This window comes from Streptomyces sp. NPDC002057 (genome assembly GCF_040296665.1).
Classification (GTDB): Bacteria; Actinomycetota; Actinomycetes; order Streptomycetales; family Streptomycetaceae; genus Streptomyces.
Genome location: NZ_JBEOXR010000036.1, coordinates 1 through 19,317, shown reverse-complemented (window position 1 = coordinate 19,317; position 19,317 = coordinate 1). Strand labels below are relative to the sequence as shown.

The 19,317-nt window shown below is 73.2% G+C and carries 14 protein-coding genes and 1 pseudogene; 10 read left to right on the top strand and 5 right to left on the bottom strand.

Going from position 1 to position 19,317, the window contains the following annotated elements:
• Nucleotides 1-76 precede the first annotated feature (76 nt).
• The 3 genes from ABT129_RS25120 (at nt 77) to ABT129_RS25110 (ending at nt 3,933) form a co-directional block, all read left to right on the top strand.
• Nucleotides 77-1,687, top strand: a complete 1,611-nt coding sequence (locus tag ABT129_RS25120) for a protein phosphatase 2C domain-containing protein (RefSeq protein WP_351905691.1) — start codon at nt 77-79, stop codon at nt 1,685-1,687.
• A gap of 27 nt (nt 1,688-1,714) precedes the next feature.
• On the top strand, nt 1,715-3,457 hold the full coding sequence (locus ABT129_RS25115) for a pyruvate dehydrogenase (protein WP_351905688.1): 1,743 nt from the start codon (nt 1,715-1,717) through the stop codon (nt 3,455-3,457).
• A gap of 71 nt (nt 3,458-3,528) precedes the next feature.
• Nucleotides 3,529-3,933 (top strand): ATP-binding protein, encoded by a 405-nt coding sequence (locus ABT129_RS25110; RefSeq protein ID WP_351905685.1) that lies wholly within the window; start codon nt 3,529-3,531, stop codon nt 3,931-3,933.
• Nucleotides 3,934-3,987: 54 nt separating this feature from the next.
• On the opposite strand, the gene ABT129_RS25105 is transcribed toward ABT129_RS25110, so the two are convergent.
• Both ABT129_RS25105 and ABT129_RS25100 read right to left on the bottom strand, forming a co-directional pair.
• On the bottom strand, nt 3,988-5,106 hold the full coding sequence (locus tag ABT129_RS25105; protein ID WP_351905682.1) for a DUF2637 domain-containing protein: 1,119 nt from the start codon (nt 5,104-5,106) through the stop codon (nt 3,988-3,990).
• Nucleotides 5,107-5,310: 204 nt separating this feature from the next.
• Nucleotides 5,311-6,177 carry a (2Fe-2S)-binding protein gene (locus ABT129_RS25100; protein WP_351905679.1) on the bottom strand — a complete coding sequence of 289 codons (867 nt, stop codon included), beginning with the start codon at nt 6,175-6,177 and terminating at the stop codon, nt 5,311-5,313.
• Between the two features lie 194 nt (nt 6,178-6,371).
• Between ABT129_RS25100 and ABT129_RS25095 the strand changes: the two genes are divergently transcribed.
• Together ABT129_RS25095 and ABT129_RS25090 are read left to right on the top strand one after the other, a co-directional pair.
• Entirely contained in the window at nt 6,372-7,232 is an 861-nt protein-coding gene (locus tag ABT129_RS25095; RefSeq protein WP_351905676.1) for a GntR family transcriptional regulator, read from the top strand.
• Nucleotides 7,233-7,296: 64 nt separating this feature from the next.
• Nucleotides 7,297-8,976: a hypothetical protein gene (locus ABT129_RS25090; protein WP_351905674.1), complete on the top strand. Its 1,680-nt coding sequence runs from the start codon at nt 7,297-7,299 to the stop codon at nt 8,974-8,976.
• Nucleotides 8,977-9,009: 33 nt separating this feature from the next.
• Here the strand turns inward: ABT129_RS25090 and ABT129_RS25085 are convergent, their stop codons facing one another.
• Nucleotides 9,010-9,813 carry a hypothetical protein gene (locus ABT129_RS25085; RefSeq protein WP_351905671.1) on the bottom strand — a complete coding sequence of 268 codons (804 nt, stop codon included), beginning with the start codon at nt 9,811-9,813 and terminating at the stop codon, nt 9,010-9,012.
• Between the two features lie 276 nt (nt 9,814-10,089).
• Nucleotides 10,090-11,787, bottom strand: coding sequence for a PucR family transcriptional regulator (locus ABT129_RS25080; RefSeq protein WP_351905668.1), 1,698 nt, complete (start codon nt 11,785-11,787; stop codon nt 10,090-10,092).
• A gap of 302 nt (nt 11,788-12,089) precedes the next feature.
• Here ABT129_RS25080 and ABT129_RS25075 point away from each other — a divergent pair, with 302 nt between their 5' ends.
• The 5 genes from ABT129_RS25075 to ABT129_RS25055 all read left to right on the top strand — a co-directional run bounded on the left by ABT129_RS25075 (nt 12,090) and on the right by ABT129_RS25055 (nt 18,908).
• Nucleotides 12,090-12,980 (top strand): FAD binding domain-containing protein, encoded by an 891-nt coding sequence (locus ABT129_RS25075; RefSeq protein WP_351905665.1) that lies wholly within the window; start codon nt 12,090-12,092, stop codon nt 12,978-12,980.
• 2 nt (nt 12,981-12,982) lie between these two features.
• A complete protein-coding gene (locus ABT129_RS25070; protein WP_351905662.1) occupies nt 12,983-13,570 on the top strand; it encodes a (2Fe-2S)-binding protein in 588 nt (195 codons plus the stop codon).
• Nucleotides 13,571-13,572: 2 nt separating this feature from the next.
• On the top strand, nt 13,573-15,978 hold the full coding sequence (pucD, locus tag ABT129_RS25065; protein WP_351905659.1) for a xanthine dehydrogenase subunit D: 2,406 nt from the start codon (nt 13,573-13,575) through the stop codon (nt 15,976-15,978).
• A gap of 283 nt (nt 15,979-16,261) precedes the next feature.
• Nucleotides 16,262-17,728 (top strand): NCS2 family permease, encoded by a 1,467-nt coding sequence (locus ABT129_RS25060; protein WP_351905656.1) that lies wholly within the window; start codon nt 16,262-16,264, stop codon nt 17,726-17,728.
• Between the two features lie 43 nt (nt 17,729-17,771).
• Nucleotides 17,772-18,908: an XdhC family protein gene (locus tag ABT129_RS25055; RefSeq protein WP_351905653.1), complete on the top strand. Its 1,137-nt coding sequence runs from the start codon at nt 17,772-17,774 to the stop codon at nt 18,906-18,908.
• Between the two features lie 129 nt (nt 18,909-19,037).
• Here the strand turns inward: ABT129_RS25055 and ABT129_RS25050 are convergent.
• Nucleotides 19,038-19,317 (bottom strand): annotated as a pseudogene (locus ABT129_RS25050) (sugar kinase); the annotation flags it as partial.

The following is a 19,317-nucleotide window of genomic DNA, read 5'->3' as shown; positions in this document are numbered from 1 at the left end:
GGCGGACCACCCATTCGCAGCAACGGTTTTCCCGATGTCCCGTTTTCGGGCGCCGTGAGCGGTGGACAATAAGGGCATGACTCAGCAGGGGGACAACTGGTGGGACAAGCTCTACGACGAGTCGGCGCCGGACACGGCCCCGACGGCCTCGGGTGACACCCTCGACGACCACTTCGCGACGGCACCCCGAGCCACGACGGCCCCGCGGGCCCCGGCGGCCGAACCGGCCCCATCGCCCCCGCCGGGCCGCGTACCGCCGCCCTCACCGCCACCGGCCCCGACCGCCGCGACTCCCGGATCACCGGCCCCGACCGCCGGGCCTCCCGGTTCGCCGGTCCCCACCGCCGCGCCGCCCTCACCGCCGGCCCCGACCGCCAGGCCTTCCGTACCGCCGCCCGCGCCTTCCGTACCGCCGTCCGCGCCCGCCGGGCCGCACCTGCCGGACGGTCCGGCCCCCGTGTCGGGGCCCACGTCCGGCTCCGTGCCGCTCGTCTCCGGTCCGGCGCCCTGGGAGGCGCCCCCCGAAGGGCCGCAGACCTTTCCCGCGCCGCCCCCGCCGCCCCCGGTCGCCCCGCCCGTCGAGGCGTCCACCGTCCAGGTGCCGGTGCCCCCGGAGCCCGAGCCGGGAGAGCCTCGCGCCGAGGGGCGGTTCGAGGCGGGGCACGACCTCACCGTCGAGGTCCCCGTGCCCCGGCCCCGTACCGGCTTCGTCGGGAGCAGACCGCCCACCTACGAGGCCGAGCCGACCGCGCTTCCCGTCGCCCGGCCCGGAGAGCTCGGCGAACTGGTCGCCGACACCGTGCTCGACGGCGCCCGCTACGGCACCTGCACCCTGCGGGCCGCCTCCGTGCGCGGGGACTCCGCGCGCTACCGGGGCGAGCCCCGCCGCGACGCCCTGCTCACCGCCCGCTTCGGCCACGACGAGACCGCCCTCGTCCTCGTCGCCGTCGCCGCGGGCTCCCGCGCCGCCGAGGACGCCCACCTCGCCGCCGCCGACGCCTGCGAGTGGATCGCCGAGGCCGTCTGCCGCAGCCACGCCCGGCTCTCCGACGACATCAGGTCCGGCCGTCGCGGCGACCTCAAGTCGGGACTGCACCGGCTCACCGACCGCACGTACGGCAAGCTCCGCGCCCGCGCCGCCGAACGGGGCCTCGCTCCCGACGAGTACACCGCGACCCTCCGCTGCCTGCTGGTCCCCGCCGACCCCGCGTGCCGCACCCGGGTCTTCTTCGGCATCGGCGGCGGCGGTCTCTTCCGGCTCCGCGACGGCGCCTGGCAGGACATCGAACCGCTCCTGCCCGAGCCCACCGCCGTCACCGGCGCCCCCGTCGTGGGCTTCGGCTCGCCGCCCGCTCGGGACGTCGCCGCCGAGACCGAGGAGGGCGACCGGCTCACCATGGACCTCGGCATCACGACCGCTCCCGGGCCGCTCGTGGAGGAGCCCGTACCCCCGCCCGCCGAGCCGTTCCGCTTCCGCGCCTCCGTCGCCCGCCCCGGTGACACCCTGCTCCTCGCCTCGCCCGGCCTCGCCGAGCCGATGCGCGGCGAACCGGGCCTCGCCCGCGAGCTGGCCGCCCGCTGGGGCGAGACCGAGGCGCCCGGCCTGGCCGCCTTCCTCGCCGACACCCAGCTGAGGGTGACCGGCTACGCCGACGACCGTACGGGGGTGGGCGTCTGGGAGGCGTAACCCGCCGGGCCATGTGTTGATGGAGCCATGGCCAAACAGAACGTGGCGGAACAGTTCGTCGACATCCTCGTCCGCGCGGGCGTGCGGCGCCTGTACGGCGTCGTCGGTGACAGCCTCAACCCGGTCGTCGACGCCATCCGCCGTACCCGTGAGATCGACTGGATCCAGGTGCGGCACGAGGAGGTCGCCGCCTTCGCCGCCGGCGCCGAGGCCCAGATCACCGGCGGCCTCGCCGCCTGCGCGGGCTCCTGCGGACCGGGCAACCTGCACCTCATCAACGGGCTGTACGACGCCCATCGCTCGATGGCCCCGGTGCTGGCCCTCGCCTCGCAGATCCCGTCGAGCGAGATCGGCCTGGGCTACTTCCAGGAGACCCACCCCGACCAGCTGTTCCGCGAGTGCAGCCACTACAGCGAACTCATCTCCAACCCGAAGCAGATGCCCCGGCTGCTCCACACGGCGATCCAGCACGCCGTCGGCCAGGGCGGCGTCAGCGTGGTCTCGCTGCCCGGCGACATCGCCTCCCAGCCGGCGCCGGAGAAGGCCGTGGAGACCGCGCTCGTCACCACCCGGCCGACCGTCCGTCCGGGGGACGCCGAGATCGACGCCCTCGTGCGCATGATCGACGAGGCCGAGAGGGTGACGCTCTTCTGCGGCAGCGGCACGGCCGGGGCGCACGCCGAGGTGATGCAGTTCGCCGAGCGGATCAAGTCGCCGGTCGGCCACGCCCTGCGCGGCAAGGAGTGGATCCAGTACGACAACCCGTACGACGTCGGCATGAGCGGGCTCCTCGGGTACGGCGCCGCCTACGAGGCCACCCACGAGTGCGATCTGCTGATCCTGCTCGGCACCGACTTCCCGTACAACGCCTTCCTGCCCGACGACGTGAAGATCGTGCAGGTGGACGTCCGGCCCGAACGCCTCGGCCGCCGCTCCCGGCTCGACCTCGCCGTCTGGGGGGACGTCCGGGAGACCCTGCGCTGCGCGATCCCGCGCGTCCGCGCCAAGACCGACCGCCGCTTCCTCGACAAGATGCTCAAGAAGCACGCCGACGCGCTCGAAGGCGTCGTCAAGGCGTACACCCGCAAGGTCGAGAAGCACGTCCCGATCCACCCCGAGTACGTGGCCTCCGTGATCGACGAACTTGCCGACGACGACGCCGTGTTCACGGTGGACACCGGCATGTGCAACGTCTGGGCGGCCCGCTACCTCACCCCCAACGGGCGGCGCAGGATCATCGGTTCGTTCAGCCACGGCTCGATGGCGAACGCGCTGCCGCAGGCGATCGGCGCGCAGTTCACCGACCGGGGACGTCAGGTCGTGTCGCTCTCCGGCGACGGCGGGTTCTCCATGCTGATGGGCGACTTCCTCACCCTCGTGCAGTACGACCTGCCCGTGAAGGTGATCGTCTTCAACAACTCCGCGCTCGGCATGGTCGAGCTGGAGATGCTGGTCGCCGGACTCCCCTCGTACGGAACGACGAACAAGAACCCCGACTTCGCGGCCATCGCGCGCGCCGCCGGTGCCTACGGCGTCCGGGTCGAGAAGCCCAAACAGCTCGGCGGCGCCCTCAAGGACGCCTTCAAGCACAAGGGCCCGGCCCTGGTGGACGTCGTCACCGACCCCAACGCGCTCTCCATCCCGCCGAAGATCAGCGCCGACATGGTGACCGGCTTCGCCCTCTCCGCCAGCAAGATCGTCCTGGACGGGGGCGTGGGCCGGATGCTCCAGATGGCGCGCTCCAACCTGCGCAACGTGCCCCGACTCTGAGGGAATGCGGACGATTTGGCGGGGCATGCATCCCCGTGAGCCTGTTCGACGCGATCTGTGGGTGGGGGGATATGGCCGGGGAGGCACGACAGCCGACTCAACTTCTCAGAAAGGTGGGATGCGCGGATCTCACCGCGGTGCCGGAGGTGCGACACGCCTTGCGCGAACTGCTGCGGAAGTGGGGCGGACCGGGCGCCTCCGACGTGGCGGAGCTGCTCACCAGCGAACTGGTGACCAACGCCCTGATCCACACCGAGCACGGGGCCGTCGTGACCGCGACGGTCGTGCCCGAACAGCTGAGGGTCGAGGTCCGCGACTTCGTCCCGGGACTCGCGCCACCGCACGTACCGCCCGCCGACGACGGTACGCACGGCAGGGGGCTCGTCCTCGTCGAGGCCCTGGCCGACTCCTGGGGAGTCGAGGACCAGGAGGTGGGCAAGGTGGTGTGGTTCGAACTGAACGGCGGGGCCGCCTGAGAGGCGGCCCCGCCGAACTGTGCGGTGGACGGTGTGTCGCGGTGGACGGCGCGGTCAGCCGAACTGCTGCTCCAGGTCCTTGAGCTTGCGCTCCAGGGAGTCGAGACGGGGCAGGGTCTGGGTGTCGTCCTCCGCGGTGAGGTCCACCGTCCGGGACTCGCCCGGCTGGGCGTCACGTCCCCGGACGGCTTGCAGGGAGGGCCTTGGTCGAAGCGGCAGTTGTCCCGGGTCCGCTATGGCGGGTTCCGCGACGGCGGCCTGGACGGACGCCGGTGCGGAACCGGAGCCGGAACCCGCGCCGGGCCCCGGGCCCGTACCGGAACCGGCCGGGGCGTTGAGCGCCGCCATCTCGACCTGACGGCCACCGCCCCTGCCGAGCCCGAAGGCCCGGTGCTGGCGGTTGATCGCCTTGAGCCGCGCCCGGTCGAGCTTCACCTGGTCCCGCCTGCGGATGCGGTTCTGCTCCTTCTCCCGCCGGTCCTCCCGCACCTCGTCGACGGCCTCGTCCAGGGTCCGTACGCCCTCCAGGAGCATCAGCGACCACGCCGCGAAGGTCTCCCGCGGAGCCCGCAGCCACCGGACGATCCTGATCTGCGGCAGCGGACGGGGCACCAGGCCCTGCTCGCGCAGCGCGGCCCTGCGGGTCTGCTTGAGGGCCCGGTCGAAGAGGACCGCGGCGGACAGGGACATGCCCGCGAAGAACTGCGGAGCGCCGTCGTGACCGAGACCGCGCGGTGCGTGCACCCAGTTGAACCAGGCCGCCGCGCCCGCGAACAGCCAGACGAGCAGGCGCGAGCCGAGGGCCGCGTCGCCGTGGCTGGCCTCGCGGACCGCGAGCACCGAACAGAACATGGCGGCGCCGTCGAGGCCGAACGGGACGAGGTACTCCCAGCCCCCGGCGAGGTTGAGGTTCTGCCGGCCGAAGCCGACGAGTCCGTGGAAGGAGAGTGCCGCGGCGACGGCGGCGCAGCAGAAGAGGAGGACGTAGGAAGCGGTGCCGTAGACGGCCTCCTTGCGTCTGCGGCGCTCCTCGTTGCGTTCCCAGGAGTCCTCGGCCGCGGCCTGGTCACCGGCGCGCTTCCCGCGCGCGAGCACCGCCACCGCCGTCAGGACTCCGGCCACCATCACGCCGCCCGGAAGCAGCCAGTCCAGCGATATGTCGGTCAGTCTCATGCGGTGTCCCTTGCATCGCAGTAGGGCGTTTGGCGGCCCATACTTGCCGACCCCGCGCGGCGCTCAAGGGGTTTCCGGGCAAGAGCACGCCAACGGGGTCCCGCGGCATACGAATAGGTGCGATCTGGTCGAACACCCATGCAAGGAAAGGGAATCGGGTTCGATTTACGCCACCCGTGCGGGTGGCGTAATCGCCCGGGAGCCTCAGACGGTCTCGGTGAGCCGACGGACGCGCTCGGCGTCGCAGGTGCGCGGACAGGTGATGCAGGTGTCCTCGGGCCGCAGCGTGTAGAAGAAGCAGCAGGCCGCCCGGTCGCGGGTGGCGCGCGGGGCGCCGTCCGGACCCTCGGTGCCCGGCAGCTCACGGAAGCCGGCGGCGCCCGCGTACGGCTTGTACGGCTTGGCGGTGCCCGGCATGAGGAGGTCGAGCTCGGCCATCGCCCGCCGCTCCTCGCCGAACAGGGTGCCGATGTACCAGAGGCCCTCGACGATCTCGTCCGTGGCCATGCCCCACAGGGCGCGGCGGCCGCGCCGCATCCGGGAGCCGAAGCCGTCGAGGATCGCCTCGAAGTGCTCGGCGAGCGAGGCGCGCACCTCGGCCCGCAGGGCGTCCTCGTCGGCGACGACCCGGGCGCCGGGGAGGGTGGCCGCGGGGTCGTCCGGCAGGCAGGCGAACTCCTCCACCCGGACCGTCAGCTGCCCGAGCGCGCGCTGGAAGGACACGTTCCGGGCGGGCAGGCGGGGCACCCTGCGGTGCAGGAACCACGGGACGGTGACGAGGAGGCAGGCCGGCCAGGCGTACCGGTGCAGTCCGAAGCTGGCCACGACGTCCGGGCGGGCCTGCGTGCCGTAGTCGCGCAGGACCTGCGCGTTGTCCCAGGCGAGGAAGGCGTCGAGGTCGGCTCCGTCGGCCGCGAGGTCCTCCGCGCCGACCCAGCCCGCGCCGCGGGGCAGCCGCTCACCGGGGGCGAGTTCCTCTATCCGCAGATGGGGGAAGACCTCGGCGAGGCGCGCGTAGGACGCCGCGACAGGCGAGGTCGAGGGGGCGGGCAACAGGGCGGGGACGGTCATGGGGACCACCGAATCGCGATCGTTAGCAGGTTAGCCTTACCTTACCCGAATAAGGATCGCCTCTCACCACCGGCCGGCGGACCACGCCGGAGGGGGCAGCCCTCGCACCCCTGACGCCGGTCCGTTCGCCTATGGTGCACAGAGGACCCGGGCGACGCGAGCCGGGCCCGGCACGAGGCCGCAGGAGGACCCGGGTGGAGCAGGGCGCAGCGCGCGAGCGGGCGACGGAGAGGCCGTCCCCGCCCCTCGGCGACGCCACGCGGGTACCGGAGCAGGCGCGTGTCGAGGGCCGGCCTCCGTGCGCCGCCGACACCGTCCACGACCCCGGGCGGGCCCCTCGCACCCCACGACCCCCCGCCCGGCGGGCCGAGGGCGTCCGGGGCGAGCACACCCACGGCCAACCCGCCGGCCCCGCGGCCGCCGCCGGACCCCGGGTCGTGCGGCACTCCGTCCGCGGCCAGATCCTCGACGCCCTCCGCACCGCCCTCGTCGGCGGCGAACTCGTCCCCGGCGAGGTGTACTCCGCCCCCGCCCTCGGCGAGCGCTTCGGCGTCTCGGCCACCCCCGTCCGCGAGGCCATGCAGCGGCTCGCCGTCGAGGGCGCCGTCGAGGTCGTGCCGAACCGCGGATTCCGCGTCACCGAGCGCACCCCGCGCGAACTCGCCGAACTCGCCGAGGTCCGCGCGCTCATCGAGGTCCCCGTCATGCTGCGGCTCGCCCGCACGGTCCCGGCCGCCCGCTGGGCCGAGCTCCGCCCCCTCGCCGAGGCCACCTCCACCGCCGCCGCCCGGGGCGACCGCGCCCACTACGCCGAGGCCGACCGGGCCTTCCACCGGGCCGTCCTCTCCCTCGCGGGGAACCAGCAGCTGCTCGCCGTCGCCGACGACCTCCACCGCCGCTCCCAGTGGCCCCTGATCAGCGCTCCCGCCGTCCGGCACGGCGTCCTCGTCGCCGACGCGGCCGAACACACCGCCCTCCTGGACGCCCTGATCGCCCAGGACCTGACCGTCGTACAGACCCTGGTACGGGAGCACTTCACCGGATCGGAGTGCTGAGCGCCCCGGACGACTAAGGTCGTGGACGTCAGCCGCCCGCACCGCGTCGCCCGTGAGGTGTCCCATGCCGTCCGCGACCCCGTCCCCGGCATGGGACGGACGCCGACCCGCCACCGGTACGGAAGCCGAGGCCACGGCCCTGCTCGGCTGGCTGACCGATCCCGAGGCGCCCCGGCTCTGCCTCGTCACCGGCGCCCCCGGCAGCGGCAAGACGGCCCTGCTCGGCTGGCTCGCCCGGCACGGACCGCGCGCCGGCCGGCCGCGCCGCCGCACTCCCCGGGTGCTCGTCCCGCTGGCCGGGCAGAGCGTGCTGGGCGCGACCTGGACGATCGCCGACCGTCTCGGCGTGGTGGCCAGGTCGCCGGGCGACCTCGTCCACGCCCTCGCCACGAGTGACGCCCGGCCCGCCGGCCGTGCCGTCCTCCTCCTCACCGATCTGCACGCCGCCGCCGAACCCGCCGCGCTCACCGACCTCATCGCCGAACTCGCGGGGGTGGGACGGGTCCGCCTCGTGGTCGAGGCCCGCAGCGGCACCCCGGCCCCCGCCACCCTGCGCACCGACCGCCGGGTCGCCGTCGTGGACCTCGACGGCGACGCCGAACCCGTCGACCCCGCCGCCCCGGAGCGGGAGCGGCCGCTGCCCGACCTCGCCGACCCGGTGGCCGTCTGCACGGCCGACCCGCTGCTCGTCACCACCGCGTACGTCACCGGTTCCGCCGCCGCCGGTCTCCCCGGCACCCTCGACGGACCCGAGCCGCCCGCCCGTCCCGGTGAGAACGCCGCCGAGGACCACGGCGGACTGCGGGCCGCCTGGATGCGGGCCGGTCAGTCGCTCTGCCGCGAACAGGCCCCGTCCCACCGGGCGCTGGTGCTGCTCTCCGCGCTCGGTGACGGAGCCGACCCCCGGCTGCGCCCCGCCCTCGCCGCGCTCGCGGAGGGCTCGCCCTGGCGGCTCCGCTGGGCCCGCCACCGCGGCGACCTCACCCCGCCCTGGCCGGGCCCCGTCACCGTCCTCGGCACGGCGGGCGGCCCCCTGGAGGGAACCCTCCTCGTCGGCGACCGCACCGGCGCCGTACGGCTGCTGCACGAGGCCGACGCGAGCCCGGCGGGCCGCCTGGCCCACACCGTCCCCGGCCGGGTCACCGCGCTCGCGCCCGCGCCCGACGGCACGGTGCTCCTCCTGGACGACCGGGGAAGGCTGCACGCGGTCCGGGGGGCGGCGCCCCGCGCCCCGTACCTGGAGCGCCTCACGGAGGCCGTGTCGGCGACGCTGGCCCGCCACCCGGGCACCGCCCTCGCGGCGATCGCGGGCTCGGTGGTGGTGGGGGACCGGCTCGGCTCCGTGCACGCCTTCGGTCTGCGGGGGCTGCACCAGGCGGCCTCGCACAGCGGCCGGGTGACGGCGGTCTCGGCGGTCGACTCCGAGACCCCGTTCGTCTGCTCCGGCGGCGTCGACGGGACGGTCCGGCTCTGGACCCCGGGCCGGGACCCGCGCCCCGCGCCCCTCGCCGAACGTCCCTCGCCGGTGGTCTCCCTGCACGCGACCGAGACCCCGCACGGGCCCCTGGTCGCCGCCGCCTGGGCCGACGGTCTCGTCGAACTCCACCGGCCGGAGGGCGGCCGGACGCTCTCCTTCCGTCCGGGCCCCCCGGTCCGCGCGGTCGCCGTCACCGGCGCCGGATCCCTGCTCATCGGCACGGACGAGAGCCTGATCTGCCTCGTGCCGCGGTACCTCTCTCCCTGAGATACCGTCACGAACGCTGTGACGTACCGGAGTTCAGGCCGCCGTCTGCGGTGTCAGCTGGCTCGCGAGCCAGGTCGGCACCCCGCCCAGAAGACGGAAGAGGCGGCGGGCCTCGGCGCGCAGACGGCCCGCCTCCGGCTCCGTCTCGGTGGTGGCGAGCGCGGTGAGGGCCGGGGCCGTACCGACCAGGTAGCCCAGCTCCTCCCGGATGCGGAGCGACTCCGCGAAACCGTGCCGGGCCTCCGCCAACTCCCCTTCCCGCAGGGCGAGTCCGGCGAGGTGCCGCCAGGTGGAGGAGAGCAGCAGCGAGTCCCCCTGCGCGGTGGCCCCGGCATGCGCCCTGCGGTACGCGGCGCGGGCCGACTGGGGCGAGTCGCCGAGGTTCTGCGCGATGAGCCCCCGCCGCAGGTCGAGCAGTGGCCGGCCCTCGGCGGAGGGGGCGATCAGCGCGGCCGCCCGGCCCAGGGCCATCCGCGCCTCGTCGGCCCGGTCACGCACCCCGAGAAGCGTCGACGCGTAGGCCAGGTAACCGCGTTCGCACGCCGCCGCCCCGCGTTCCTCGTCGGTGCCGGCCACCGCTTCGGCCGCCCGGAGCGCCTCCTCGGCCTCGGCCCAGCCCTGTTCGGTGTAGAGGCAGCGCTCGATCAGCAGCGCGGCCCGTTCGAGTGCGGCGGCCGGTCGGTTCGCGTGCGGGGCGAGCAGCGCCGCCGCGTCCGTCCAACAGCCTCGGGAGCGGAGCCGCCATATGGCGGTCTCCACGGGAGTCTCCTTGCCGTAGGCGAGGGACGGATCTTCTCCGCCCCTTGATTCGGAACCAGACATGGCGGTATCCGCCACATTGCCCTCCCCGAGCGCGCCATTGAGCTGTTGAGTGAGACCCGCATCTCAGCACGAAGGGGAGTACATGGCCAAGGGGTCAGGTGAAAGATTTCACAAGAGTCCGCCGGCTCGGGGCACCGGCGCCGGCGCCGCGACGGACAGGTCGTCAGATCGCCCTCGGGCCGGTGATCAGGGACCGACGAGGCACCCGGGCCCTCCGGCGTCCGGGCCGTCACCGGCCCGGACGTCACTCCGTCGGACTCGCCCGAAGGGGTGAATCCCGAACGGCAGGCCTCAGCTCATCCGCAGGGCGAGGAAGAAGTCGAGCTTGTCCTCCAGACGGGACAGATCGCGGCCCGTGAGCTGCTCGATCCGGCCCACCCGGTAGCGCAGCGTGTTCACGTGCAGGTGGAGGCGGGTCGCGCAGCGGGTCCAGGAGCCGTCGCAGTCCAGGAAGGCCTCCAGGGTCGGGATCAGCTCCGCACGGTGCCGCCGGTCGTAGTCGCGCAGCGGGTCGAGCAGCCGCGCCGTGAACGCGCGCCGCACGTCGTCCGGGACGAACGGCAGCAGCAGCACGTGCGAGGCCAGCTCGTGGTGGCCCGCGGCGCAGACCCGGCCCGGACGGGCGGCGGCGACCCGGCGGGCGTGCCGGGCCTCCTCCAGGGCCCCGCGCAGGCCCTCCGCGGAGTGCACGGCCGCGCTGACGCCGAGGGTGAGCCGGCCGTCGTCGGCGAGACCGGCGGAGAGCGGGGTCCGTACGGCCGCGAGCAGCGCGTCCGCGTGCAGGCCGAGCGCGGGGGCCGGCCCCTCGTCCTCGCTGTCCGGCAGCGGCCCCGCGGCGAGCGGGACCAGGGCGATCGCCTCGTCACCGCTGTGCGCCACGGCGATCCGGTCGGCGGACTCCGCGCCCACGGTCGCCGGGTCGACGAGGATCTCCTCCAGGAGCGCCTGCGCGACCGGCCCGCCGTCCACGGCGGGGCTCTGACCGGCCTCCTGCTCCCAGTCCACCCGCGCTACGACCACCTGCCAGTGCGGGGCCGTGCCGAGCCCGGGCAGCAGCACCGGGGCCGCGACCCGCAGCCTGGCCGCGATCTCGGCCGGTGCCGCGCCCGTCTGCACCAGCTCCAGGACCTCCTGGGCGAGCCGGCGGCGCACCGTACGCGCCGCGTCGCGCCGGTCGCGCTCGACGGCGATCAGCTGGGTGACGCCCTGGAGCAGGTCGAGCCGGGCGGCCGGCCACTCCCCGGCGTCCGCCTCGACGGCGAGCAGCCAGTCCGAGAGGACCGTCTCGCGCACGTCCCGGGAGGCGGGGGCGGCGCCCCGGCCGGTGTTGCGGATCGGGAAGAGCGAGTACGCCGTCCCGCCCATGCTGAGCCGGTGCGGGCCGCGCCGTCCGGTCCGGGTGGCGGCCAGGTGCTCCCCGGCGAGGGTGGCGGCCAGGGCGGTCGGGAGGGGCTCGCCCGCGCCCGCGATCTGGCGGCCGGTGGGGGAGAGGACCCAGGCGCGCAGGTCAAGGTCGGAGCCGAGCAGGTCGAGGACCACCTCGGGCCCGCCGCCGGCCGGACCGGAGGTCATGAGCCGCCGGTGCCGGTCGACCACGGCGGCCAGGTCGCCGGCCCGCTCGCCCGAGACCTGTCGAACAACGTGCTCGGTGATCGTCGCGAACGCAACGGACTCGTTGACCGCGAAGAGCGGCAGCCGATGGCGTGAACACGCCGCTACGAGATCATCGGGAATGTCGCCCAGCTCCGCCTCGCCCGCCGCGAGGGCGGCGACCCCGACCGAGGCCAGGATCCGGACGAAGGGCTCGGCGTCGGCGGCCTCCCGCAGCCAGGCGAGACCGGTGAGCACCAGTTCGCCCCCGGACAGGTACCGGCTGGGATCCGTGAGGTCCGTCGTCATCACGCCGCGGACGGTGCGGTCCAGCTCGTCCTCGCCGCCGAGCAGGCGCAGCCCGAGCGCGTCGTTCTCCAGCAGTGCGCGCAGCCGCATCGTGTCGCCGCCGTTCCTTCGTCAGTGGATGGGGGTGTCCCGTTGTCGACGGTGGAGTGGTGCCACCGTTTCCAGGGGAAAACGGCGAGGTTACTGTTCCCCGCCTTTCGTTCGAATCTACAAGACGACGGCGGGACCCAGCCAACTCCTTCATGTTTTCGGTGACTGCACCGGGCGATCCTGGGCTTGTGTACTAGGCCACACACCGCGTGAACAGCACATGAACATGAACGAGGGCCGGCCGTCCCCCCGGAACCCTGCGCACGACCCCCGATCACCAGAATCACTAGAAGAGAGCCACCATGGACTTCCTTCGCCCCGCCAGCTGGGAGGAGGCGCTCGCCGCCAAGGCAGAGCACCCCACGGCCGTGCCCCTTTCGGGTGGCACGGACGTCATGGTCGAGATCAATTTCGACCACCGGCGGCCCGAGTACCTCCTGGACCTGAACCGCATCGAGCTGCTGCGCGAGTGGGAGGTCGGCGAGGAGAACGTCCGCCTCGGCGCCGCCGTTCCGTACACCCAGATCATGGAGAACCTGCGGGCCGAGCTGCCGGGTCTGGCGCTCGCCTCGCACACGGTCGCCTCCCCGCAGATCCGCAACCGCGGCGGCGTCGGGGGCAACCTCGGTACCGCCTCGCCCGCCGGCGACGCCCACCCCGCCCTGCTCGCCGCGGGCGCCGAGGTCGAGGTCGAGTCGGTACGCGGCAGCCGGTTCATCCCCATCGACGCGTTCTACACGGGCGTGAAGCGCAACGCGCTCCAGCCCGACGAACTCATCAAGACCGTCCACATCAAGAAGGCGGACGGGCCCCAGCAGTACTCCAAGGTCGGCACCCGCAACGCGATGGTCATCGCCGTCTGCGCCTTCGGCCTGGCCCTGCACCCGGAGACCCGGACGGTGCGCACCGGCATCGGCTCCGCCGCGCCGACCCCCATCCGCGCCAAGGAGGCCGAGGCCTTCCTGAACGCGGCTCTGGAGGAGGGCGGCTTCTGGGACAACGGCAAGATCATCACCCCGTCGATCGCGAAGCAGTTCGCCGACCTCTGCTCGGGCGCCGCCAACCCGATCGACGACGTCCGAGGCACCGCCAAGTACCGCCGCCACGCCGTCGGCATCATGGCCCGCCGCCAGCTCGGCTGGACCTGGGAGCAGTACCGCGGCACCGGCCGCACGCTTGAGGGAGCTGCATAACCATGCGCGTCAATTTCACGGTCAACGGTCGTCCGCAGGAAGCCGACGACGTCTGGGAGGGCGAGTCCCTCCTCTACGTCCTGCGTGAGCGGATGGGTCTGCCCGGCTCCAAGAACGCCTGCGAGCAGGGCGAGTGCGGTTCCTGCACGGTCCGCCTCGACGGAGTGCCGGTCTGTTCCTGTCTGGTCGCCGCCGGTCAGGTCGAGGGCCGCGAGGTCGTCACCGTCGAAGGTCTCGCCGACTTCGCCAAGGAGCGCGAGGCGCACAGTGGTTGCGCCTCCGGCGCCTGCGGCACCTCGCTCGACTCCGCCAAGAGGTGGGAGGCCAAGCCCGGTCAGGACTCGCAGACCGGCGAGGGCGTCGAACTCTCCCCGATCCAGCAGGCGTTCATCGACGCCGGCGCCGTCCAGTGCGGCTTCTGCACCCCGGGTCTGCTGATCGCCGCCGACGAGCTCCTGGAGCGGCAGAGCGACCCGTCCGACCAGGACATCCGTGAGGCCCTCTCCGGCAACCTCTGCCGTTGCACGGGCTACGAGAAGATCCTCGACGCGGTCCGCCTCGCGGCCGCCCGTCAGGGAGAGGCGGTCTGACCATGGCTCAGAACACCCGCACCGTTCCGGCCGGTACGCCGACGAACGTCACCCAGAACCACACCAAGGGCGGCATCGGCGAGTCCACGCTCCGCCCGGACGGCACCCTCAAGGTCACCGGCGAGTTCGCGTACTCCTCGGACATGTGGCACGAGGACATGCTCTGGGGCCAGACGCTCCGGTCCACCGTCGCGCACGCCGAGATCGTCTCCATCGACATCTCCGAGGCGCTCGCGCTGTCCGGCGTCTACGCCGTCCTGACCTACGACGACCTGCCGGCCGAGATGAAGCACTACGGCCTGGAGATCCAGGACACCCCGGTGCTGGCCAACGGCAAGGTCCGGCACCACGGCGAGCCGGTGGCCCTGGTCGCGGCCGACCACCCGGAGACCGCGCGCCGCGCGGCCGCCAAGATCAAGATCGAGTACCGGGAGCTGCCGCTCGTCACGGACGAGGCCTCCGCCCTCGCCCCCGACGCGCCGCTGGTCCACGAGGGCCGCGACGACCACCACATCGGTCACGTCCCGCACCCGAACATCGTGCACCGCCAGCCGATCATCCGCGGCGACGTGGCGGAGGCCCGCAAGAGGGCCGACGTCATCGTCGAGGGCGAGTACGTCTTCGGCATGCAGGACCAGGCCTTCCTCGGCCCGGAGTCCGGCCTCGCCGTGCCCTCCGAGGACGGCGGCGTCGACCTGTACGTCGCCACCCAGTGGCTGCACTCGGACCTCAAGCAGATCGCCCCCGTCCTCGGCCTGCCCGAGGAGAAGGTCCGCATGACGCTCTCCGGCGTCGGCGGTGCCTTCGGCGGCCGCGAGGACATCTCGATGCAGATCCACGCCTGCCTCCTCGCGCTCCGCACGGGCAAGCCGGTCAAGATCGTCTACAACCGCTTCGAGTCCTTCTTCGGCCACGTGCACCGCCACCCGGCGAAGCTCTGGTACGAGCACGGCGCCACCAAGGACGGCAAGCTCACGCACATGAAGGCGCGGATCGTGCTCGACGGCGGCGCCTACGCCTCGGCCTCCCCGGCCGTCGTCGGCAACGCGTCCTCGCTCGGCGCCGGCCCGTACGTGATCGACGACGTCGAGATCGAGGCGGTCGCCCTCTACACCAACAACCCGCCCTGCGGCGCGATGCGCGGCTTCGGCGCGGTCCAGGCCTGCTTCGCCTACGAGGCCCAGATGGACAAGGTCGCGAAGAAGCTGGGCATGGACCCGGTGGAGTTCCGCCAGATCAACGCCATGGAGCAGGGCACGATCATGCCGACCGGCCAGGTCGTGGACTCCCCGGCCCCGGTCGCGGAGCTCCTGCGCCGGGTCAAGGCCCGTCCGATGCCGCCGGAGCAGCAGTGGCTCGCCGCCGGTGAGCAGGCGGACGTCCGCGCGCTGCCCGGTGGTCTCTCCAACACCACCCACGGCGAGGGCGTCGTCCGCGGCGTCGGCTACGCCGTCGGCATCAAGAACGTCGGCTTCTCCGAGGGCTTCGACGACTACTCCACCGCCCGCGTGGTCCTCCAGGTCATCAACGGCGAGCCCGTCGCGATGGTCCACACGGCCATGGCGGAGGTCGGTCAGGGCGGTGTCACCGTGCACGCCCAGATCGCCCGCACGGAGCTGGGCGTCACGCAGGTGACCATCCACCCGGCCGACACCCAGGTCGGCTCCGCCGGTTCGACGTCCGCCTCCCGGCAGACGTACATGACCGGTGGCGCGGTGAAGAACACCTGCGAGGCCGTCCGCGAGAAGGTCCTGGAGATCGGCCGCCGCAAGAACGGCTCCTACCACCCCGCCTGGGCGACCGCCGAGCTCCTCCTGGAGGCCGGCAAGGTCGTCACGGACGGCGGCGAGGTCCTCGCGACCCTCGCCGACATCCTGGAGGGGGAGGCGCCGATCGACCTCGAACTCGAGTTCCGGCACCACCCGACCGTCCCCTTCGACCTGGTCACCGGCCAGGGCGACGGCCACGTCCAGTACACCTTCGCCGCGCACCGCGCGGTGGTGGAGGTGGACACCGAGCTCGGCCTCGTGAAGGTCATCGAGCTCGCGACCGCCCAGGACGTCGGCAAGGCGCTCAACATGCTCTCCGTCGTCGGCCAGATCCAGGGTGGCACCACCCAGGGCCTGGGCGTCGCGGTGATGGAAGAGATCATCGTGGACCCGAAGACCGCGAAGGTGCGCAACCCCTCCTTCACGGACTACCTGATCCCGACGATCCTCGACACGCCGACCATCCCGGTCGACGTACTCGAACTGGCCGACCCCAAGGCGCCGTACGGCCTGCGGGGACTCGGCGAGGCCCCGACCCTGTCGTCCACCCCGGCCGTCCTCGCGGCGATCCGGAACGCGACGGGCCTGGAGCTCAACAAGACGCCGGTCCGCCCCGAGGCGCTCACCGGCACCCTGTAGGACTCTCCGGGCGGTCCGTGCCTCCCAAGGAACGTCACACTTCCCCGCCCGCACCGCCCGGAGTCCCCCCCCCGCAGTACCAGCACCACCGGCAACACCCCGCAGTGCCGAGCAGTACGTCGCAGTACCAAGCAGTGCCTCGCAGTACCGATTCACCCCGTTCGCCTCGGGCCGTCCCCCGGGTCGTGCAGCCCACGCAGCATCCCAAATCCCGCGCTTCACCAGATCAGAACCCTTTCGAAGTCTGATGCGGGTGCCCCTTTGAACCTTGGGAGTAGGCCCCATGACCCAGTCGTCTGTGGAGCCCAAGACCGCCTCTGAGGACGCGGGCTCCGGCTCGAACGTCCCCGCCGGCCGCTCTTGGCTCGACCGGTACTTTCACATCTCGGAGAGAGGATCCACCGTCGCGACGGAGGTGCGCGGCGGCGTCACCACCTTCATGGCGATGGCGTACATTCTCCTGCTCAACCCCCTGATCCTCGGCGGCAAGGATGTGGACGGCAACGTCCTCAGCCAGCCCGCCCTCATCACCGCCACCGCGCTCGCCGCCGCTGCGACGACCCTCCTGATGGGCTTCTGGGGCAAGGTCCCGCTCGCCCTCGCGGCCGGTCTCAGCGTCTCCGGTGTGCTCTCCTCGCAGGTCATCGCCGTCATGACCTGGCCGCAGGCGATGGCCATGTGTGTGGCCTACGGTGTGGTGATCTGTCTCCTGGTGGTCACCGGCCTCCGCGAGATGATCATGAACGCGATACCGCTGGCGATCAAGCACGCGATCACCATCGGCATCGGCCTGTTCATCGCCCTCATCGGCTTCGTCAAGGCGGGCTTCGTCCACGAGAACCCCTCGCCCGGCGGCGGCCCGGTCGTCCTCGGCCCGGCCGGCGAGCTGGCCGGCTGGCCGGTCCTGATCTTCGCCTTCACCCTGCTGCTGATCTTCGCGCTCCAGGCCCGCAACGTGCCCGGCGCCATCCTGATCGGCATCGTGGCGGGCACGGTCATCGCCGCCATCGTGAACGCCGTCGGCGACCTGCCGGCCAAGGCCTGGTTCTCCGGCCCGCCGGAGCTCAACGGCAGCGCCGTCTCCACGCCGGACTTCTCGCTCATCGGCGAGGTCTCCTTCAGCGGCTGGGGCGACGTCGGCTACATCACCATCACGATGATCATCTTCACCCTGGTGCTCGCCGGCTTCTTCGACGCGATGGCCACGATCATCGGCGTCGGCTCCGAGGCCAAGCTCGCGGACTCCCAGGGCCGGATGCCCGGCCTCTCCAAGGCGCTCTTCATCGACGGCGCCGGCGGTGTCATCGGCGGCGGCGTCGGCGGCTCCGGCCAGACCGTCTTCGTCGAGTCGGCCACCGGCGTCGGCGAGGGAGCCCGCACGGGCCTCTCCTCCGTCGTCACCGGAGCGTTCTTCGCGGCCTGCCTCTTCTTCACCCCGATCACCGCGATCGTGCCCGCCGAGGTCGCCTCCGCGGCCCTGGTCGTCATCGGCGCGATGATGATGCAGAACGCCAAGCACGTCGACTGGAGCGACCGCTCCGTCGCGATCCCGGTGTTCCTCACCGTGGTCCTGATGCCGTTCACGTACACCATCACCACGGGTGTCGCGGCCGGTGTCATCTCCTACACCGTCATCAAGACGGCGCAGGGCAAGGCACGCGAAGTGGGCGCCTTCATGTGGGGCCTGACCGCGATCTTCATCGTGTTCTTCGCGATCCATCCGATCGAGAGCTGGCTGGGCGTCAACTGACGCCCGTAGCACCGCCCTCCACACACAGATCGAGGAGTTCGAGATGCTGGACATCGCCGAAGAGCTGCACCGGTGGGTCGAGCAGGGACGCGAGTTCGCCGTCGCCACGGTCGTGGCGGTCGGCGGCAGCGCGCCCCGGCAGCCCGGCGCCGCCCTCGCCGTCGACAGCGACGGCACGGCGATCGGCTCGGTCTCCGGCGGATGTGTGGAGGGCGCGGTCTACGACCTGTGCGTCCAGGCCCTCGACGACGGGAAGACCGTCGTCGAGCGCTTCGGCTACAGCGACGAGGACGCCTTCGCGGTCGGTCTGACCTGCGGCGGCATCATCGACATCCTCGTCACCCCGGTCCGTGGCGGGGTCTTCCCCGCCGCGCTGGCCGCCGCCGTCTCGGGGGAGGCGGCGGCCCTGGCCCGCATCGTCTCGGGCCCCGAGGACCTCATGGGCCGGGCCGTCCTGGTCCGCCCCGACGGCTCGTACGAGGGGAGGCTCGGCGGCCACCCCGAGCTGGACCGCACCGCGGCGGGCGAGGCCCGGGCGATGCTCGACGCGGGCCGCACCGGCACCGTCGAGATCGGCGAGGACGGCAGTCGCTGCGGACAGCCGCTGACCCTCCTGGTCGAGTCCTCCGTGCCCGCACCCCGCATGATCGTCTTCGGCGCCATCGACTTCGCCGCCGCCCTCGTCAAGGTCGGCAAGTTCCTCGGCTACCACGTCACCGTCTGCGACGCGCGGCCCGTCTTCGCGACGCCGGCCCGCTTCCCCGACGCCGACGAGATCGTCGTCGAGTGGCCCCACCGCTACCTGCGGTCCACGGAGGTCGACGGCCGCACCGTCCTGTGCGTCCTCACCCACGACGCCAAGTTCGACGTGCCCCTCCTCCAGGCCGCCCTGAAGCTTCCCGTCGCCTACGTCGGCGCGATGGGCTCCCGCCGCACCCACGAGGACCGCAACAAGCGCCTCCGCGAGGTCGGCGTCACCGAGCTCGAACTGACCCGCCTGCGTTCCCCGATCGGCCTCGACCTCGGCGCCCGCACCCCCGAGGAGACCGCGCTGTCGATCGGCGCCGAGATCGTCGCCAACCGCCGGGGCGGCACCGGCCGCTCGCTCACCGGCGCCCACACCCCGATCCACCACGACGGCCCGCGCGAGCCGATCGGACGCATAGGTTCGGTCGCCTGACGGGGGCGGTGGGGCCGGTGCGCCGTCCCGGCGCGCCCCCCGCTTCCCCGCCCTGGCCTCGCTTCCCCGTCCTGCCCCGCGTCCTTCCGTGCGGCGCGCCCGGTGCCGTACGGACGGCCCCCGCGCGTCTCAGCGCGGCGCGCCCCGGTCCCGTACGGTCGACGCCCAGGCGGGCTGCTCCTCGTCCGCCTCCGCCTCGGCGCGTCGCCCGCCCCGGGCGAAGAAGTCGGCGAGCGGCAGGATCGCCGCCCCGACCGTCACCGCGTCGGGGCCCAGGGTGCCCAGGGAGATGGCCACCCGGGCCGCCGGGTACCTCAGGGCGTACTCCTTCGCGTATCCGGTCACGGTCTCCAGGAAGCGGGTGCCGAGCTGGAGTCCGGCCCAGCCTCCGACGAGGATGCGCTCGGGC

What these genes read in the sequence shown, in the direction of transcription:
- ABT129_RS25120 (WP_351905691.1), top strand. Translation starts at nt 77, where the DNA reads ATGACTCAGCAGGGGGACAACTGGTGGGACAAGCTCTACGACGAGTCG.
- ABT129_RS25115 (WP_351905688.1), top strand. Translation starts at nt 1,715, where the DNA reads ATGGCCAAACAGAACGTGGCGGAACAGTTCGTCGACATCCTCGTCCGC.
- ABT129_RS25110 (WP_351905685.1), top strand. Translation starts at nt 3,529, where the DNA reads ATGGCCGGGGAGGCACGACAGCCGACTCAACTTCTCAGAAAGGTGGGA.
- ABT129_RS25105 (WP_351905682.1), bottom strand. Translation starts at nt 5,106, where the DNA reads ATGAGACTGACCGACATATCGCTGGACTGGCTGCTTCCGGGCGGCGTG.
- ABT129_RS25100 (WP_351905679.1), bottom strand. Translation starts at nt 6,177, where the DNA reads ATGACCGTCCCCGCCCTGTTGCCCGCCCCCTCGACCTCGCCTGTCGCG.
- ABT129_RS25090 (WP_351905674.1), top strand. Translation starts at nt 7,297, where the DNA reads ATGCCGTCCGCGACCCCGTCCCCGGCATGGGACGGACGCCGACCCGCC.
- ABT129_RS25080 (WP_351905668.1), bottom strand. Translation starts at nt 11,787, where the DNA reads ATGCGGCTGCGCGCACTGCTGGAGAACGACGCGCTCGGGCTGCGCCTG.
- ABT129_RS25075 (WP_351905665.1), top strand. Translation starts at nt 12,090, where the DNA reads ATGGACTTCCTTCGCCCCGCCAGCTGGGAGGAGGCGCTCGCCGCCAAG.
- ABT129_RS25070 (WP_351905662.1), top strand. Translation starts at nt 12,983, where the DNA reads ATGCGCGTCAATTTCACGGTCAACGGTCGTCCGCAGGAAGCCGACGAC.
- pucD (WP_351905659.1), top strand. Translation starts at nt 13,573, where the DNA reads ATGGCTCAGAACACCCGCACCGTTCCGGCCGGTACGCCGACGAACGTC.
- ABT129_RS25060 (WP_351905656.1), top strand. Translation starts at nt 16,262, where the DNA reads ATGACCCAGTCGTCTGTGGAGCCCAAGACCGCCTCTGAGGACGCGGGC.
- ABT129_RS25055 (WP_351905653.1), top strand. Translation starts at nt 17,772, where the DNA reads ATGCTGGACATCGCCGAAGAGCTGCACCGGTGGGTCGAGCAGGGACGC.